The following is an 18,454-nucleotide window of genomic DNA, read 5'->3' on the forward strand; positions in this document are numbered from 1 at the left end:
ACATGTCATCATTTAAAAGCTCTCTTTTTAGTAAAGCGAGCATTTTGCCTGCAATTTTGTTTCTGGTTTTAGTAGGCTTAGTTGCGTATTCGTTACAGCACCGGGCAGCCCAAACTATGGTTGATAGTTCGTTTAGTAAATACATCGAGTCGTACACCTCGGGTATTATTTCTAAAGAAAGCACTATCCGTATCCGCCTTGCCGATAAGGTGCAGGGTACCCATGTGCAAAACGAAACACTGCCTAACGGCGTTTTCGAAATTTCGCCTGCGGTAAAAGGCAAGGCTTACTGGGTTGATGCACGCACCATTGAGTTTAAGCCGCAAAAAAATTTGGATGCAGATAAGCAATACACTGCCACTTTTAAGCTGGGCAAGGTTATAAAAGTTGCCCAGCACTACCAAACTTTTGTGTTTTCGTTCCAAACTACCAAGCCCGATTTTACCGTTACTTTTACCGGCTTGCAAACTGCAACCCGCACCTCAGCCGATCAGATGAAACTTGACGGCGTTATCCAAACCGCCGATGACGAAAAAAACGAAACGGTAGAAAAACTGATAAACGTGAGTTACAGTTCAGCGGTACATATTAGCTGGCAGCATAACAGCTATACCCACACTCATAACTTTACTATTGATAAACTGCAACGTTTACCAAATACCATAAACCCGCTTACCGTAACCTGGGACGGCAGCAGCCTGGGGTTGGATAAAAAGGGCTATCAAAAATTTGAGATACCCGCCATTGGCGATTTCCGCGTGCTGGATATTAAGGCCGTTCAGGATCAGGAACAATATGTGCTTGTTCAGTTTTCGGATGCGATAATGATAGGGCAGGAGCTAAACGGGCTGATAGGCATTAGCAATACCACCGAGCCTGCCTACACCATTGAAGGCAGCACGGTAAAGGTTTACACCACCGAGCGGTTAGATGGTAATTATACCGTTTTTGTAAACCAGGGCATCGAAAACATTGCTCACAAAAAAATAAAGAAAAATTATACCGCCAACGTATTTTTTGAAAACAAACTGCCTGCCGTTACCATCCCCGGCAAGGGCGTAATATTGCCAAGTTCGGGTAAATTGCTGATGCCTTTTGAGGCCGTTAACTTAAACGCGGTAGATGTTACCATTATTAAGATATATGAAGATAATGTACCCCAGTACTTTCAAAATAATGATATTAACGGCGATAACGAATTGCGCCGCGTGGGTAAACCCATTGTACAAAAAACCATTAGGTTAGATGGCGATAAAACGGTTAACCTCAATAAAAAAACGCGTTTTATGCTTGATATTGATAAATTGTTCCGCGCCGAACCGGGGGCAATTTACAGGGTAATTATTGGTTTCCGCAAACAGTATTCGTTATACAGTTGCAAGGCAGGCGGCGCCGCTGTTAAGCCTGATAGCGAAGAAGATAGCGAATATTATGGCGGCGGCTATGGTAGCAGTGGCGGCAACGTGAGCGACGAGGACGATGATTTTTGGTCGAGATATGATAGCTATTACCCATCCGGCTTTAACTGGGCCGATAGGGATAACCCCTGTACCGATTCGTACTACAACAAACAAAAATGGGCCACGCGCAATATCATCGCATCAAACATTGGCCTGGTTGCCAAGCGCGGCACCGATAACAGCATGGTTGTTATAGCTACCGATATTTTAACGGCACAACCCATTGCCGGTATTGAGCTCAATCTGTTGGATTATCAAAAACAGATCATCGCCAAAGTAACGTCCGATAACTACGGGCTGGCTAAGTTTGATTTGAAACGCAAACCCTACCTGTTAGTGGCTAAACGCGGCGATGAACGTGGCTATTTAAAGCTTGACGATGGAAGTTCGTTACCGCTAACGCGCTTTAATGTTGGTGGCGAGCAGGTACAAAACGGTATAAAAGGTTTTATATACGGCGAACGCGGCGTATGGCGCCCGGGCGATAGCATTTATGTGTCGTTTATTTTGGAGGACAAACAAAATAAGTTACCTGCCGACCATCCTGTTGAACTCAATTTTTACAACCCGATGGGGCAGTTGTACAGTACCGTAACGCGCACAAACTCGGTAGATGGTTTTTACAGTTTCCACCTGGCCACCCAAACATCCGATGTTACCGGCAACTGGACAGCCAAGGTGAAAGTTGGCGGAGCCACTTTCGAAAAAAATATTAAAATAGAAACCATAATGCCTAACCGCCTAAAGCTTAACCTAAGCTTTGGTAACCAAACCCAATTAACCAAGGGGCAAAATACAGGTGGCATGCTCAATGCCAAATGGTTATTTGGCGGCATAGCGCAAAATTTAAAGGCCAAGGTTGATGCTTATCTGTCATCACAAAAAACAACTTTTAAGGATTTTGAAGGTTACGACTTTGACGACCCTACACTTAATTTTGATACCCAGGTGCAAAACGTTTTCGACGGGCGTTTAGATGCCGAAGGCAACACCAAAATAGATGCCGATATTAATGTAGAAAAGCAAGCACCCGGCCAGCTTAAAGCTAACTTTATGGTTAAGGTTTTTGAGCCCGGAGGCAACTTTAGTATTAACCAGGTTAGTATGCCATATAACGTTTACCCTGGCTACGTAGGCATTAAAGCCGAAAAGGGTAATGCCCTTTCGGGGATGCTTTATACCGGCCAGCCGCATTATTTTGATGTTGTAGATGTTGATACCAAGGGCAACCTGATGCTGGGTCAGCGCAAGGTACAGGTTGAACTTTATAAAATTAAATGGAGCTGGTGGTGGGATAATACCGGGAATACCGTAAGCAATTTTACGCAGGATAAATACAACAAACTGGTTAGCACGGCAACCATCACACTGGAAAATGGCCGTGCTAAATGGGGCCTCAAAATTAACGACCAGGATTGGGGCCGTTACCTCATTAAGGTTAAAGACGATGTAACCGGCCACAGCACAGGCAAAATTGTTTACTTCGATTGGCCTAATTACGCGCAGCGTTTACAGCAGGATAACCCTACCGAAGCATCAATGCTTTCGTTCACATCAAGCAAACCGAGTTATACCGTGGGCGAGGATGCCGTGTTAACCATACCAACGCCAGCCAATGGCCGTGCACTTATCAGTTTTGAAAACGGTACACGGGTTTTAAAAACCGATTGGATAAATACGCAAAAAGGCGAAACCCAATATCATTTTAAGGTTGACGAAACTATGGCGCCCAACGTGTTTGTTAACGTTACGCTGCTGCAACCGCACTCGCAAACCGTTAACGATTTGCCTATACGCATGTATGGCGCAATCCCACTATTGGTTGAAAACCCGGCCACCATATTAAAACCCGTTATTAATATGCCCGATAAGATACGGCCCGAAACACGGTCGGCCATTACCGTGTCCGAAGCATCGGGCAAGGAAATGACTTATACTGTGGCTATTGTTGACGAGGGTTTACTGGATATTAGCAACTTTAAAACTCCCGACCCGCATTCGGCATTTTACGCGCGTGAGGCTCTGGGCGTAAAAACCTGGGACTTGTTTGATTACGTAATAGGAGCCTTTGGCGGCGACCTGGAACGTATTTTAAGCATAGGTGGTGATGCCGGAGGGCGGTCGCTCAACAAAAATATATCGGTAAACAGGTTTAAGCCTGTGGTTAAATTTATGGGTCCGTTCCATTTAGCCGCCGGCCAAACAAAAACACATCCTTTTACGCTGCCGCAATACATAGGTTCGGTTAAGGCCATGGTAATTGCCGGGCACAAGGCCGCCTATGGCACTGCCGATAAAGTTGTTGCTGTTAAAAAACCGTTAATGATACTCGCTACCCTGCCTCGCGTTTTGGGCCCCGGCGAAAAGATACAGTTGCCGGTAACCGTTTTTGCTATGGAAAACAATGTGCGCACAGTTAACATCCAAATACAATCGAACGCGTTTGATAACCTGGGTGGCAATAATTCGCAAACCATCAATTTTGATAAACCTGGCGAGCAAATGGTAACGTTCGATTTAACGGTGAAAAACTTTATTGGCGTAGGCAAAGTGCACGTAATTGCACAAAGCGGTAACGAAAAAGCAGCCTTTGATGTAGAACTAAATGTGCGCAACCCTAACCCGCCCATCACCCAAATTATTGACAAGGAACTTGCTCCCGGCGAAAGCTGGAACGCCGCTTACAACGCCATAGGTGTAACCGGAACCAATAAAACTACAATGGAAGTTTCAAATATCCCGGCACTTAATTTAGCAAAACGCTTAGATTACCTGATAGATTATCCGCATGGTTGTGTAGAGCAAACTACATCGGCAGCGTTTCCGCAATTGTATTTGGGGCAGGTTACGGATTTATCACCGTCGCAAAAGGCTTTTGCCGACCGTAATATTAAGGTAGCCATAGCCCGTTTGCAAGCCTTCCAACTCAAAGGCGGTGGCCTGAGCTATTGGCCCGACGGCCCCGAACCCGACGAATGGGGAACCAATTATGCAGGCCATTTTGTGTTAGCCGCGCAGGCTGCAGGCTATGCGTTACCTGCCGGGTTTATTGAGCATTGGAAAAACTATCAAAAGCAAAAAGCCCTTTCGTGGGCGCCCGATTCGCGCAGTTTTTATGGTGCCGATCTGGTTCAGGCTTATCGTTTATACTTACTGGCCCTGGCTCACGCCCCCGAGCTTGGCGCCATGAACAGGCTTAAAGAGTTTCCGTATATAAGCATAGAAGCCAAATGGAGGCTTGCCTCTGCATACAAACTGGCCGGCCAAGCGGAAGTAGGCTTGCGCATGATAAGCAACTTGCCAACAACTATTAAACCTTACTACACCCTGTACGGCACCTACGGCAGCGACCTGCGCGACGAGGCCATGATACTCGAAACTTTAACTTTGTTAGGCCAGCGAGCACAGGCGGCGGGTTTATTACGCACGGTTGCACAGCGTTTTTCGCAAAACGACTGGTATAGTACCCAAACTACTGCCTATTGCCTTGTAGCCATTGCCGAATACTGTGGCAAAAACGCATCCGGAAGTAAGCTGTTGTTTAACTATCAAAATAACGGTGCAAAAGGCAGTGTATCTTCGGGTACCTATCTGTGGTCGTTACCGGTTAAGTTGCAAACCGGCAAGGTAGCTATCCAGAATACGGGTAAAAACCGGCTATACGTTCGCCTCATACAAAAGGGGCAGCCTATTACCGGCGAAAACGTGAAGCCGATAAATAACCCCGATATTTTACAAATGAAGGTGAGTTATTTCTCGCTCAAAGGCATCCCGGTTGATGCTTCAAAACTAAAACAGGGTACCGATTTTGTGGCCTCGGTAACCATAAAAAATCCGGGAAGGAGGGGCAGGTATGATAACATGGCACTCTCGCAGATATTCCCCTCAGGTTGGGAAATATTGAACACCCGGATGATGGACAACGACGAAGCTTTTAAATCGTCAGAATCTGACTATCGCGACATCCGCGACGACCGGGTAAACACCTATTTCAGCCTGTTCGAAAATAAGGAAGTAACCTATTACGTAATGTTAAACGCCGCATATTTAGGCAAATTTTACCAGCCACCCGTATATTGCGAAGCGATGTACAACACAACAATTAGCGCTTTAAATAAAGGGCAATGGGTTGAGGTGGTTAAGTAGCGGTTGAGTTTACGTATTCTAAACAACGCAATGTAATTCCGTCCACAGGGAGAAATCTTTTGTAAGCGATAAGTCCACAACAGACTAAGTCCAAACAGACGATTTATCCCTGTGGACGGAATTACATAATTATCGATAAGATGTTGTGAAATTTAAAAAGAGACTCATTATTGGTTGTATAGCATTGGCATTGCTGGTGGCATTTTGGTTTTGCTTGCCCCGGCAGTTGTTTAATGCGCCAACTTCGTTTGTTATCGACGATAGTCAGGGGCAGCTATTGGGTGCTTCCATCGCGTCCGACGGGCAATGGCGTTTTCCGTATAACGCTAAAGTACCGGCTAAATTTAAGGCCTGTATCATAGCTTTCGAAGATAAACGCTTTGAGCATCACCCCGGTTTTGATGTGCTTGCTCTGGGCCGCGCCATTAAACAAAACATGGGCCACAAACACGTAGTAAGCGGCGGAAGTACTTTAACTATGCAGGTTATAAGGTTGGCAACCCGCAACCACCGCACGGTTTGGCAAAAACTGATAGAGCTTGTGCGCGCCATGCGCCTGGAACTTACCCATTCAAAAGCCGAAATACTGGCTTTATATACCAGCAATGCGCCATTTGGCAGTAATGTGGTTGGTTTAGATGCCGCATCGTGGCGGTATTTTGGCCGCAGTGCCGATAAACTTTCGTGGGGCGAAATGGCAGCTTTGGCTGTTTTGCCAAATTCGCCGTCGCTGGTTCATCCCGGTAAAAACCGGCTCATCCTTATCAAAAAACGCAACTTATTGTTAGATAGGCTTTGCGCCCAACACATCATTGATGCCACCACCGCCAAGCTGGCTAAACTGGAACCCGTGCCCGACAGGCCCATGCCTTTGCCGCAGTTAGCACCGCATTTGCTCGACCGTTTTAAAAACGACCACTCCGCAAACGATAAAAACGGGACGCGACTCACAACCACAATTAACAGCGCTCTACAGCAAAATGTAACTGATATTTTAGAACGTCATCACCAGATACTTAAAGCTAACGACATCAGGAATGCCGCAGCTATTGTGCTTGATGTGGAAACCGGGCAAACGCTGGCCTACGTTGGCAACATATTCCATACTGAGGACCCGGAGCTTCAAAGCAATGTGGATGTAATAGGCGCCCCCCGCAGCCCCGGCAGTACCTTAAAACCACTGCTGTATGCGAGCATGATGCATGATGGTTTGATATTGCCCAATAGTTTAATTCCGGATATTCCAACCCAGATAGCAGGTTATCATCCCGAAAATTTTGATTTGGGTTACGATGGTGCAGTACCTGCTTCAAAGGCTTTGGCGCGTTCGCTCAACGTGCCTGCCGTGCGCATGTTGCAGCAGTATAAATACGAGCGTTTTCATGCTTTGTTACGAAAGATGGGCGTTACCACGCTTAAACAGCCTGCCGATTATTACGGCCTATCGCTCATACTGGGTGGCGGCGAAAACAACCTTTGGGAATTAAGCGGTGCTTACGCAGATATGGCGCGGGTACTTAACCATTATAGCCGTTACAAAGGTTTATATAACGCTGCCGATTTTCATAGCCCCGTTTACACGGCAACCGCGGCCCCCAAACCTGTTTTAGAAAAAGGCGGAATAATGGACGCGGCGTCCATTTATTACACCTTACAGGCAATGGAAGAAGTTATGCGCCCCGGCGACGAGATGCTGTGGCAGCAGTTTAGCAGTACCCAGCGCATAGCCTGGAAAACAGGCACAAGCTTTGGCTTTCGCGATGGTTGGGCAATTGGCGTTACGCCGCGCTATGTGGTGGGTGTATGGGTTGGCAATACCAATGGCGAGGGCCGACCGGGACTTATCGGCGTAAATACAGCCGCACCCATCCTGTTCGAGGTTTTTCGTTTACTGCCCGTTACCCGCGATTGGTTTGATATGCCTTACGGCGAAATGGCGCATGTTGCCGTGTGCCGCCAAAGTGGTTTCCGTGCCGGCGATAATTGTAATGATGTAGATACGCTACTTGTTCCCAAAAGCGGATTGAAGGCTCCCGTTTGCCCCTGGCACCAGCTTATTCATTTAGATGGTAGCGGCAAATGGCAGGTAAATTCCGGCTGCGAAGGTCCGCTCAATATGTTGCATCAAAGTTGGTTTGTACTGCCACCGGCAATGGAATTTTATTATAAGGCAAAAAACTACCAGTATAAACCCTTGCCGCCTTTCTGGGCCGATTGCCAGTCGACTACACAGCAACGGCCTATGGATTTAATATACCCTAAAGATGGCGCAAGAGTCTACGTGCCGCTGGAAGCCGACGGCTCGCGCGGCCGCATGGTATGCACAGCCGCGCACCGCCAATCGGGCATCAAAATATTTTGGCATCTGGATGATAGGTACATCGGCGAAACCGTAAACTATCACCAGTTAGCCCTCAATCCCCCGGCAGGCAAACACAAACTAACCCTTGTTGATGCCAACGGCAGCAGGCTGCAAATATTTTTTGAGGTTTTGGATAAGGATAAACCGAGGTAATGTGCAAATAGGGTTGATGTGCGGATGTGCAAATGCGCCTTGGGTAACTTTGAAAATTTTTAGGAGGTATAAGAGCTTTTTCTATTCGCTTGTGTTTAGATTTTTTCTATTCGTGTTTAGCTTTGACAACTCCTTGAAGAGTTGTCAAAGCTCTTATCAATTATACCCAAACCCATTCCATAGTGCCGGGTTATCGCGTATATCGCTCAGGTGCTCTATAACTTCTTCAACTTCGTTGCGGGTTAGTTGTTGCTCTCCGTCGGGCGTGTAACCAAAAATACTATCTGGTCTTTCAAAGGTGATATAGCCATAGTAGTTGGGGTCTTTAATGTCTTCCAGGTGCAGGGTACTTTCCTTGCTTCGGCTAACCATGGGGTTACCCGCATCAATATCTAAAAAAATACTGTAAGTGTAAGTAATAATAGAATGCCCGTCCAGGTGGGCCTGGGTGTCGGGTATAACCATTATTTTAAGTTGATTGCTGAGGGTAAAATGTAACGGTGCCATGTTACCTCAACAATAATTAATTGGTATAGTTTCATGCTGGTTAAATTGTTTATTGGATAACTGATTTTGTATGTTTTTGATACCCCAACTTTAACAATTTAACCGCGTAGCGGGCGTCGCTATCATTTTTGATGTAAAAGCTAACCCAACCCGATTTGATAAACGTATGATGGTCTGTTGCCCTGCCTTCGGCAAGCAGCATTTGTTTAGTTTTTAGGCTGAGCAATATATCCAGTAAACTGTTGCTATGTATGTGGCCAATTTCGGTACCCCGGTAGTTAAATTGTATGCCTCCGTACTTGTGCAAAGTTGTACTGGTGCCGGGCCAGCGTAATACCGTTGCTTCAAGTTCGTCAATATAGTTGGCAATGGCTGGGTTGGTTATTAACATCAGTAGCTTTAGCATACAATCAAACACCAGCGCAACCATTGGCACAACTTTTAAAAAACCCAGGTATTTGATAATAAATTTAAACATGCTTTTACAATGCGGTATTGTTATAAACAGGTGGTTAAAATTTATCTCTTTTCGCTAATTTCCTTAATATGCTCCATCACCCTCAGGTGTACGTTACGGGTAATGCTTTGTGCCCAAATATCATAATACCAAACCGGGAAAACATACAACTTGTACCAGCTATTGCCCACCAGGGTAGTTGTGCCGTTGCCATTATCCTTTAACAAAAACTGACCGCGTTCTATATCAATATGGCCCATAATTTCCGGGTCGCGGGGCTGTTCAATAATATCGAACGTTAGGTTGCTGTTTTGGTTGTAGGTTACAATTTTTTCGCCAAATACATAACCATTACTAAAAATACATTTACGCCCGGCACCAACATAATGCCCGGTAACCGTGGTAGCCATTGGGCTGGGCATCCCTAAATTAAACAACCAATAGTTGTTTTTTTGCTTAATTGGTGCAAAGCTCACTACGTTTTTCCAAACATTGTCGGGTGGAGCATTTATTATGATGCTATCGGAAACCATGTTTTCATATTGATGTCTGGAAGCCGAATCGATCACAAAAATAAGGGCGAGCAGTCCTAAAATACTCACGTTAAGTGTGGTATCATTCCTCTTAAACATGTTGCGCCCTAAAGATGCCCCGGCAATAACGAAACAAAGAATTAACGGCGATACAATAAGCAGGCAAATTGCACCCTCCCGTAAAAATATTACACTCAATAAAATGGCTATAAATGAATTAACGCACGAATACCAGGTTAGCTGTCCACTTTTTAATTGCACGTTTCTCCAACAAAAGGTACTTAAAATACCCATCAATACCGGAACAATAATAAATTCGGAAAAAATGAAGACACCCTGGCCGGTTCTTTCTTCGGCAAAAGCGAGTTTGGTAAGGCCGATAATGCTTATTACAAACAGGTTAGGAAACAAAAAACCTTTTAGTTTTGGAGGTAAAATTATTTTCATTGTAGTGAGTTTTTAATTGACATGTATTAACTTATTTGTTGCCACTCAAAATATCTTTAACGGCATCTTCGGCCTTAGGGAACAAAAATTGATAGCCCGAATTAAGCAAACGCGTAGGCAATACCCAGCGGCTTTTCAATATCAGTTCGGTATCGGTGCCTATTACAAGGGCACCAATACGCAGCAGCCAGGCTGGTGCAGGCAAGCCAAATGGCATTCCATAAACTTTACGGATAGTGCGCATTAACGCATTATTTGTAGCAGGGTAGGGGGCAACGCAGTTAATGGATCCGTTTAAATCCGGGTTTTCCATTACCCATTCGGTGCATTTGGCGGCATCTTGTTGGTGTACCCAATTTACGTATTGCCTGCCGTTGCCCTGGTGGCCGCCCAAACCAAATTTTACCAGCCTTAGCAAATAAGGGAACGCACTGTCGCTTATGCCCAGCACAATGCCCATGCGTAGTGCAACTTTACGGGTTTTTGGTGTATGGGTAGCAAAAAAGGTTTGTTCCCAACTGGTGCAAACATCAACCGAGAAACCGCTGCCAATCTCGCCATGCAGGTCGTCCTGTGGCCGGTCTTCTGCATGGCGGTATATGGTGGCCGATGTAATGTTGATCCACAATTGTGGCGGCTGCTCCATTTTTTCAATTACATCGCCCAATAATTTTGTGGGTATTAAGCGCGATGCAAAAATTTCGGCCCTATTTTTTTTGTTATAGCGGCAGTTTACGTTTTTGCCGCAAAGGTTTATCAATAATTGCGCACCTTGCAGGCTGCTTACCCAATCGCCGGGCGTTTTGCCATCCCATACTAATGTTTTTACGTTGCCGGATACTGCTTTGGGGCTTCGGCTTAAAATAACGATCTCGGTTGCTTTATCGCGATAATATGCCGTTAAAACTTTACCCAGGTAACCATTGCCACCTGCCAGTATTATTTTATTGTACTTCATGAGGGTTTATTTAATTAAAGTAATTGCTACTAAAATTAAGGCACGGTATGTTGCCCAACTTATTGATAGTGAATAACCCAAGTTTAATAAGCCTGTGCGGCGTATATGTTCTAAAAACATCGTGCCGGCAACGGCCATAAAATAAACCGCATACCATACAGGGTTAATGCTAAACCAATGGTTAACAATTAAGCCGGGCAGCAGTAGCAGGGCACCACCAAAAGAAATTGTCATCATGTTGCCTAAATAACTCCATATTTTATTTCGCGCTATAAAGCAAATGATGAGCCCCTGAAAAACTAACTGACCGCCGCATACCAAATATTCGCGGTAAGTATTGCCTTGTGGCAGTACGCCTTGCATTAAATGTACGTAGTCGGTTAAAATATAAGCAGTAATAAACCAGGTAAAAGCGATGTATAGCAACCGGTAACTTAACCGAAAAGTGGGTTGGTATTGATAATCATCGGTAACTGCGGGGATAATAACCCGCCTGTTGTATGATATAAAAGCATAAAACTTACTTAACAACCACACTAGTGGTGCAAAACTGAACAACGGCCCTAATACAGGCACAACCGAGGTAAATATTTTTAGCAAGCTGCGCACACCATAGGTTACTTCGCCTGTTGAGCGGTTGATAAGGGCTATCTCGTTAACAGCACGCTGCCTGTTAAGTAGGGGGCAGGTTTCGGCGGGGTATTGCTGGTAGGCTTCGCGGCCATTTTCATCTAACATCCCCGTGGCCACAAAAGCTTTGGTGTACAGGTTGCACATAGGGCATTCGGCATCAAAAAGAATGAGGTGGTTTTGTAAGGTTTTCATTTTTTATAGATTGAATTTTCAGGAATTATTGAAATATAAACACAAAATTTTTTATTTGAATATTTTTAGGATTGAACCCCAAAACCAGCTTTCTTCGGCCTTTAGCATGGTTTCCAGTGTTTTATCCACGTTTTTGGCCAACCTGTTAATATCAGTTACCGATTTGTTGAAGGTTTTAAAAGCAGGGTCGTTATCGTTGCCTTGTACTTTGGTTAGCTCATCAAGTATTTTAATTATGGGGTCGAGCTCGCGTTTGCGGCGTTCCCTTGCTACCTGGCGTGCAATGTTCCAGGTATTTTTATCAGCAAAAAAATACTCTTTGCGTTCGCCTGGCCTGTGCTCTTTTTCAACCAATCCCCAGCCAATCAAGTCGCGGAGAGTCATATTGGCATTCCCTCGCGATATACTTAGCTGTTCCATTATTTCTTCGGTGGTAAGTGCTTCGGGTGTTACCAGTAGCAGGGCATGTACCTGGGCCATGGTGCGGTTAACACCCCACTCCGAACCTAATTTACCCCACGACTCAATAAATTTTTGTTTTCCTTCGGCCAATTCCATGTACAAATGTAAAAAACATTATCAAACTTTCAAAACATATTGAAAGTTTGTTTATTAATGGCTTAATAAACCTCAATAGCTTTCAACAACACCCGGTTAATTTTTTATGGCTTGCCAAATAGAAATGGGCAAGGGCAGCACAGATGTTTGTTTATTGACACTATTACTAAATACTGACTAATAAATAACCGATAGAATTCAAATTTTTGATAAATTTGTTCAAAAAGTAAAAAACAGTTAACAATGCCAACATTATTGGGTTTGCGTTGTTAAATAGCGAACATTAATGAACACAAAATAATTTGATGAACATAGTAGCTGATCCGCACGACGTTAAGAAAGACAGAATCCTGGATTCTGCATATAACCGCTTTTTACATTATGGCTATTCTAAAACAACCATGAATGAAATTGCAGGCGATGTTTCTATGTCGAAAGCTTTGCTATATTATTATTTCCCGGATAAGAGCCAGCTTTACGTTGCTGTAATGCGCAAACTGAGTAACGATTATCTGCAAAAATTGAGTGCCAAGGCAAACCAGTTTAAAAACCTCGAAGATGCATTTGTGTTTCAGATTAAAACCCAACACGAGTTTATAGTAACCAATTATAACTTTTTTGATTTTTTTAGGCTAAACGAACAAAACCTGCCCGACGCGATTTGGGAAATTATTGGCGAGATACACCAGGCCGAGATAGATATGTTAACCAATGCTATAATTAAACAGGTTGCCCTTAAAACCATAAGCCCCGTAGAAAACCCAGAAGCCGTTGCTGATGTGCTGCTTGACGCACTGCATGGGGTTAGAGTGCGGTCGGTATCGCAAAAAAAGGAGTTTTTTCCGGGTAAAGATCAGTTGAATGAGATACATGATAAGCGGCTGCTGCTTGTTAATATTTTTGTACGGGGTCTGATGAATTAACTTTGCTGACGAATACGATAGTTTTTATAGACTTAGCACGTAAATTATCTTTTAAATTACTATTATTGAATTAAAATTAAAACAATATCGATATGTTTTTGGTTTAATTAGTAAGAGTTAATAAAACAAGGGCTGCTACTAAAAATTACAACAATGAGAATCTCGTCAGAAACGCTAAAAAAATTTCAATTGATCCCCAAAATGAAGTTAAAAAAAACGCTGTACAAATTAGCGAATAACTACTTTATTGAAACCGAGGACGTGGACGACAAAACCCATTATGAAATGTATTGGGAAAACTGGGGACGAAAGATACGTTTCAGCACCGGCACCATGACATCCGAAGATGATTTTATTTACCACGTTGAGTATGCTTCTACCTGTAACGGATAAGCAGTACTATTCGTTATAGTGCTATTATTAAACCGCTGCAAGGCGGTTTTTGCATTTTACTGCTATTTTAGTACAATGTAAATTTAGCTGGTAACTATCTCAATATTTCCGCTTAGTATTTTATGGATGGGGCAAGCATTGGCAATGGCCAGCAAGCGTTCATGCTGCGCTGCGCTAACATCGCCTTTAAAGGTTATTTTACGGTTTATTAAAGTGCCGGTTTCGGTTTTATAAATATCCATGTTTACCAGTACATCTTCAATTGCCCATTGTTTACGATCAATGTACATGCGCAAAGTAATGGCGGTGCAACTGCCCAGGCTGGCCAGTAACAGGCTATAAGGGTTCATGCCGGTGTTGGTTCCGCCTTGGTTTTCTGGCTCGTCGGCAACTATGGTGTGCCCTGCCGAGCGTATGGTAGTTTGGTAATGTGTGTTTGTATTTTCGGCTTCGGCGCTTACTAAAGGTAATAGTTGTAAATTCATTTATAAAAGTACAATAAAGGTCTTAAAGGGCTATAGTAAAAACAGGTGCATTTACCTATTGAAATGCTTATAAGGCTTGATAAAAAAAGGAAGTTTTAGCAGGGGTATTTAGTTACTTAACTTGCAATTAATGCTGCATTATTTTACGGTGCAGGCATACTTACCATAAAAGGGGGTTGATAAGTATGCCGCCAATAACACCGGCTTAGAATTTAACCAATTGCTTATAAATAATTAGAATACAAACATATGCATGTTTTTAACTTTGCCGAATTAAAATAGCATTAAAGTGTTTCTTTAAGCCAATCAAAAAATTCGCGTTGCCACAAAATGGCATTTTGTGGTTTAAGTACCCAATGGTTTTCATCGGGCAAAAACAAAAATTTAGATTTTATACCCCTTAACTGCGCTGCCTGGAAAGCCTGAAAGCCCTGCTCGTTAGGTACGCGGTAATCTTTGCCGCCCTGCACTACCATTATTGGCGTGTTCCACTTGTCGACATAATTGCTGGGGTTAAACTTTAGATATGATTTTTGGGCCTTTAAATTACTTTTGTCCCAATAGTTACCGCCAATATCTTTATTGGCAAACCATATTTCTTCGGTTGTGCCATACCAGCTTTTTAAATCAAACAAGCCGTCGTGGGCTATAAAGGTTTTAAAGCGGCCATTGTGTACCCCGGCCAACATATATACCGAGTAGCCACCGTAGCTGGCTCCTATGCAGCCTAAACGTTCTTTATCAACAAAGGGTTCTTTGGCTATATCGTCAATTGCACTTAAATAATCCTGAATAGCCTGGCCGCCCCAGTCGCCGCTTATCTGGCGGTTCCATTCAACACCGTGGCCGGGCATGCCGCGGCGGTTTGGCGCTATAACGATATAACCTTGCGCGGCCATTAATTGAAAATTCCATCGGAACGAGTAAAACTGAGATAAAGCAGATTGCGGCCCGCCCTGGCAGTATAGCAAGGTTGGGTATTTTTTTGTGGGGTCAAAATCGGGCGGGTAAATTACCCAGGCCAGCATATCCTTACCGTCGGTTGTTTTAATGTGGCGTTCGTCAACCTTGCTGGGTATTAAACGGTTGTTAATTTTATCATTAATATCACTTAGCTTTTGCATGTTGCCGGTTGACAAATCAACCGAATATATCTCGGCAGCATGGTTCATATCGGTGCGGGTAACTATCAGTTTACTGCCCGATTGGCCTATGATGGACGTAACATCCCATTGCCCCTTAGTAATTTGCGTAACCGATTGGCCCGTTGCCGAAGGCACCTTAACATCAACACTAAAAAGCTGCTCGGTACCGTTGTGTACTGCTATAAAATAGATCTTCGAGTCGTCTTTACTAAAACAGAAGGAGTTTATGCTTTCGTCCCAGGCGGCGGTAAGGTTAACTTTTAAACCTGTTTTAAGGTTGCGTATAACAATGTCGTTTTTATCGGCTTCGTAGCCGTCTTCCTTCATACTTAACCAGGCCATGTGGCTGCCGCTGTGGTTAAATTGTGGCTGGGTATCATAGCCGTTCATGCCCTGGGTTGTATTGCGGGTTTCGTCGGTAGCAATGTTGTATTGGTAAAGGTCGGTATTGGTGCTCTGGGCGTAATCTTTACCGCTCTTTTTTTTGCAAACGTAAATGATGTTTTTGCTATCTGGGCTAAATATCAAATCTTCCAATCCGCCCGATGGTTTTTGGGGTACATCAAAAGCTTCGCCGTGCATAATGTCTTTTTCGTTACTTATTTTGCCGTTATCATAATCGGCCAAAAATATGTGCGAAAATTTACCATTAGCCCAGGTATCCCAATGCCTGTAATTCAAATCGGTAATTACGTAGGCGTTGGCTTTGGGCAGGTCTGCATATTTATCTTTGCCTAAAACTTTTTGTATTTGCACATCGCGGGTGTAGATAATTTTTTTGCCGTCGGGCGATATACGGATATTTTCAAAATCGTCTTTTTGGTCAACGGTAAGCATGGCCAGGTTGGTGCCGTTGCTATTCATTTGCCAAATACGGCCATCGTACCAATAGGTTATGCGCCCGGTAGCCTCGTCAAATCTCAGGATGTCTTTACCGCCGGCTTCGTTGGTTATTTGTTGTGATGGGCCTCCGTTAACGGGTAAGCTAAATAAATTAGGTTCGCCTTTATTATTGGCCAGGTTATAAGTGGTAACGGTATAAATAATGTTATTACCATCGGGAGTTAGTACACCCGCGCCATATCGGCCCAGTTTCCAAAGCAGTTCGGGGGTCATTTTTTGATTGTTTTGAGCTGTTGCTGTTATCGCCGTAAGGTTTAAAAACAGCAGGGAAAATAATATTGATATTTTTTTCATGATGGTGATTATCCAAAAAACAAATAGCCAACAAATATAGCGGCAATTACGCCAGCTAAATCGGATATTAATGCGGCGGGTATTGCGTAACGTAATTTTTTTACACCTACCGAGCCAAAGTATAAGGCAGCTATATAAAATGATGAGTCGGCGGCGCCGTATAAAACACTTGACAAGTGGCCCACAAAGCTATCTACGCCAAATACCTTCATATTATCGAGCATCATGGCCCGCGCGCCCGAGCCGCTTAGTGGGCGCATTAATGCGATGGGTAAAACTTCGGTAAAACGGGTATCCATATTGAAGTGACTAAATATCCATTTAAAACCCAAGCCGATATACATTAACGCGCCCGAAGTGCGAAATATACCGATAGCTACCAGCATGGCAACCAGGTAAGGTATAATGCGAACCGAAATATCAAAACTGCCTTTAGCCCCTTCAATAAAGGCCTCAAATACGTTTACTTTTTTAAAAAAGCCACCCACAATAAATATTACCGGGATGGAAAAAAGCATGAGGTTACTGGCTACTTTAGAGAAATCGCTTATTTGCTGCTTATTTAAAAACAGGGTTAAATAGGCAACTAATAGTGCTATAAAGCTTGTTAGGCCAAGCAACCAGCCAATAATCACTTTGTCCCATAAGTTAATTTTTTGTTTAACTGCTACCACCAGTAAACCAACTAAAGCGGCCACATAAGTAGCTATAATGCAGGGGATAAAAATGTCGCTTGGGTCTTTAGAGTGCATAATGGCCCGTTGGGCAATTATACTTATAGGTAAAATAGTTAAGCCCGATGCGTGCAGCACCATAAACATAATTTGTGGGTTAGAAGCAGTTTCTTTATCCTCATTTAAGGTTTGCAAGCTTTCCATAGCCTTGAGGCCAAGCGGGGTGGCGGCGTTATCCAGGCCCAATAAATTGGCCGAAAAATTCATCATCATGCTGCCTGCAGCCGGGTGGTTTTTGGGTACTTCGGGAAAAAGACGATGAAAAAACGGACCAACAATGCGCGATAAAAAATTAATGGCACCCGCCTTTTCGCCAATGCGCATAATGCCGAGCCAAAAAGCCATTGCGCCCACCAAGGGCAGCGCAATATCCATAACCGATGACTTACTTGAATCGAAAATGCCATCAACCAGCAGTTTAAAAGCCTCGGTATCGCCCAAAAAAACAAGCTTGCAAAAAGCTATTATAAAAGCAATAACAAAAAAAGAAATCCAAATGTAGTTTAACGCCATGCAGTTTAATGTTTCCCGGAAACAATAATACGTTTTTTGCGCGAAAGCAGAAAGGGACAGGCCGGCGCAACTTGGCGCATTAGGTATTACTGTTGTTTTTAGAATAGGTTATTTGCATCTTAATTTATAATTTGCCCTGATGGATACAATTGCCCAAAGGCTTTCACAAGCGGTAGACGATTTTTTGATTAGTTTATTTACCGTTGATGTTGATTGGGAAGCCAAACCTTCGGCTAATCAATGGTCTGCCAAGCAAATTTTAGGGCACTTGCTTGATAGCGCAAATATTAACCTGCACCGTTTTGTACGCTGCACTTACGAGCAAAATTTTAAACTGGTTTATGCGCAAAACCAATGGGTGGCCGCGCAGCATTACGAGCACGCTAAAACTGATGACCTGCTAACTTTATTTAGATTGCTTAACCGGCAAATTAGCCGCGTACTTGAAAGCTACCCCGAAGATGCCTGGCAAAACACCTGCGACACTGGCCGTGATGAGCCCAAAATGCAAACCATTGCATTTTTAGCGGATGATTATGTAGCGCATTTAAACCACCATTTAAAACAAATAACTGGTTGATGATACACTAATTTACAAGTGAAATAATTTAAAATAGCTGCGAGATGCCACTATTTTAGTTTGATCTGTTACGGCAGT

General features: G+C 43.6%; 14 protein-coding genes. 5 read left to right on the forward strand and 9 right to left on the reverse strand.

Annotation, left to right across the window (positions count from 1 at the left end):
- The first annotated feature begins 2 nt into the window (after nt 1-2).
- Entirely contained in the window at nt 3-5,606 is a 5,604-nt protein-coding gene (locus BDD43_RS12795) for an alpha-2-macroglobulin family protein (RefSeq protein WP_121198035.1), read from the forward strand.
- A gap of 145 nt (nt 5,607-5,751) precedes the next feature.
- Nucleotides 5,752-8,121: a penicillin-binding protein 1C gene (gene pbpC, locus BDD43_RS12800; protein WP_121198036.1), complete on the forward strand. Its 2,370-nt coding sequence runs from the start codon at nt 5,752-5,754 to the stop codon at nt 8,119-8,121.
- Between the two features lie 156 nt (nt 8,122-8,277).
- Here the strand turns inward: pbpC and BDD43_RS12805 are convergent, their stop codons facing one another.
- The 6 genes from BDD43_RS12805 to BDD43_RS12830 form a co-directional block, all read right to left on the reverse strand.
- Nucleotides 8,278-8,586 (reverse strand): hypothetical protein, encoded by a 309-nt coding sequence (locus BDD43_RS12805; protein WP_147425628.1) that lies wholly within the window; start codon nt 8,584-8,586, stop codon nt 8,278-8,280.
- A 91-nt stretch (nt 8,587-8,677) separates the two neighbouring features.
- Entirely contained in the window at nt 8,678-9,106 is a 429-nt protein-coding gene (locus BDD43_RS12810) for a luciferase domain-containing protein (protein ID WP_121198038.1), read from the reverse strand.
- Between the two features lie 41 nt (nt 9,107-9,147).
- A complete protein-coding gene (locus BDD43_RS12815; protein ID WP_121198039.1) occupies nt 9,148-10,065 on the reverse strand; it encodes an SRPBCC family protein in 918 nt (305 codons plus the stop codon).
- 31 nt (nt 10,066-10,096) lie between these two features.
- Complete coding sequence (locus BDD43_RS12820) at nt 10,097-11,023, reverse strand: TIGR01777 family oxidoreductase (RefSeq protein WP_121198040.1); 927 nt, start codon at nt 11,021-11,023, stop codon at nt 10,097-10,099.
- A gap of 6 nt (nt 11,024-11,029) precedes the next feature.
- Nucleotides 11,030-11,848: a thiol-disulfide oxidoreductase DCC family protein gene (locus BDD43_RS12825; protein ID WP_121198041.1), complete on the reverse strand. Its 819-nt coding sequence runs from the start codon at nt 11,846-11,848 to the stop codon at nt 11,030-11,032.
- Between the two features lie 51 nt (nt 11,849-11,899).
- On the reverse strand, nt 11,900-12,406 hold the full coding sequence (locus BDD43_RS12830) for a GbsR/MarR family transcriptional regulator (RefSeq protein WP_121198042.1): 507 nt from the start codon (nt 12,404-12,406) through the stop codon (nt 11,900-11,902).
- 305 nt (nt 12,407-12,711) lie between these two features.
- Here BDD43_RS12830 and BDD43_RS12835 point away from each other — a divergent pair, with 305 nt between their 5' ends.
- Together BDD43_RS12835 and BDD43_RS12840 are read left to right on the forward strand one after the other, a co-directional pair.
- Nucleotides 12,712-13,329, forward strand: coding sequence for a TetR/AcrR family transcriptional regulator (locus BDD43_RS12835; RefSeq protein ID WP_121198043.1), 618 nt, complete (start codon nt 12,712-12,714; stop codon nt 13,327-13,329).
- A 153-nt stretch (nt 13,330-13,482) separates the two neighbouring features.
- Nucleotides 13,483-13,722: a hypothetical protein gene (locus BDD43_RS12840; protein WP_121198044.1), complete on the forward strand. Its 240-nt coding sequence runs from the start codon at nt 13,483-13,485 to the stop codon at nt 13,720-13,722.
- An 83-nt stretch (nt 13,723-13,805) separates the two neighbouring features.
- Here BDD43_RS12840 and BDD43_RS12845 read toward each other — a convergent pair whose 3' ends face one another.
- From BDD43_RS12845 to BDD43_RS12855, 3 genes are all read right to left on the reverse strand, one after another.
- Nucleotides 13,806-14,207 (reverse strand): OsmC family protein, encoded by a 402-nt coding sequence (locus BDD43_RS12845; protein WP_121198045.1) that lies wholly within the window; start codon nt 14,205-14,207, stop codon nt 13,806-13,808.
- Nucleotides 14,208-14,491: 284 nt separating this feature from the next.
- A complete protein-coding gene (locus BDD43_RS12850; protein WP_121198046.1) occupies nt 14,492-16,549 on the reverse strand; it encodes a S9 family peptidase in 2,058 nt (685 codons plus the stop codon).
- An 8-nt stretch (nt 16,550-16,557) separates the two neighbouring features.
- A complete protein-coding gene (locus tag BDD43_RS12855) occupies nt 16,558-17,796 on the reverse strand; it encodes a nucleoside recognition domain-containing protein (protein WP_121198047.1) in 1,239 nt (412 codons plus the stop codon).
- A 139-nt stretch (nt 17,797-17,935) separates the two neighbouring features.
- Here BDD43_RS12855 and BDD43_RS12860 point away from each other — a divergent pair, with 139 nt between their 5' ends.
- Complete coding sequence (locus BDD43_RS12860; RefSeq protein ID WP_121198048.1) at nt 17,936-18,376, forward strand: DinB family protein; 441 nt, start codon at nt 17,936-17,938, stop codon at nt 18,374-18,376.
- Nucleotides 18,377-18,454: the final 78 nt, after the last annotated feature.

The organism is Mucilaginibacter gracilis (assembly GCF_003633615.1).
Lineage (GTDB): Bacteria > Bacteroidota > Bacteroidia > Sphingobacteriales > Sphingobacteriaceae > Mucilaginibacter > Mucilaginibacter gracilis.

Bases quoted from the DNA above. Each gene is read 5' to 3' on its own strand.
- BDD43_RS12795 (WP_121198035.1), top strand. From the start codon at position 3: ATGTCATCATTTAAAAGCTCTCTTTTTAGTAAAGCGAGCATTTTGCCT.
- BDD43_RS12805 (WP_147425628.1), bottom strand. From the start codon at position 8,586: ATGGTTATACCCGACACCCAGGCCCACCTGGACGGGCATTCTATTATT.
- BDD43_RS12810 (WP_121198038.1), bottom strand. From the start codon at position 9,106: ATGTTTAAATTTATTATCAAATACCTGGGTTTTTTAAAAGTTGTGCCA.
- BDD43_RS12815 (WP_121198039.1), bottom strand. From the start codon at position 10,065: ATGAAAATAATTTTACCTCCAAAACTAAAAGGTTTTTTGTTTCCTAAC.
- BDD43_RS12820 (WP_121198040.1), bottom strand. From the start codon at position 11,023: ATGAAGTACAATAAAATAATACTGGCAGGTGGCAATGGTTACCTGGGT.
- BDD43_RS12825 (WP_121198041.1), bottom strand. From the start codon at position 11,848: ATGAAAACCTTACAAAACCACCTCATTCTTTTTGATGCCGAATGCCCT.
- BDD43_RS12830 (WP_121198042.1), bottom strand. From the start codon at position 12,406: ATGGAATTGGCCGAAGGAAAACAAAAATTTATTGAGTCGTGGGGTAAA.
- BDD43_RS12835 (WP_121198043.1), top strand. From the start codon at position 12,712: ATGAACATAGTAGCTGATCCGCACGACGTTAAGAAAGACAGAATCCTG.
- BDD43_RS12840 (WP_121198044.1), top strand. From the start codon at position 13,483: ATGAGAATCTCGTCAGAAACGCTAAAAAAATTTCAATTGATCCCCAAA.
- BDD43_RS12845 (WP_121198045.1), bottom strand. From the start codon at position 14,207: ATGAATTTACAACTATTACCTTTAGTAAGCGCCGAAGCCGAAAATACA.
- BDD43_RS12850 (WP_121198046.1), bottom strand. From the start codon at position 16,549: ATGAAAAAAATATCAATATTATTTTCCCTGCTGTTTTTAAACCTTACG.
- BDD43_RS12855 (WP_121198047.1), bottom strand. From the start codon at position 17,796: ATGGCGTTAAACTACATTTGGATTTCTTTTTTTGTTATTGCTTTTATA.
- BDD43_RS12860 (WP_121198048.1), top strand. From the start codon at position 17,936: ATGGATACAATTGCCCAAAGGCTTTCACAAGCGGTAGACGATTTTTTG.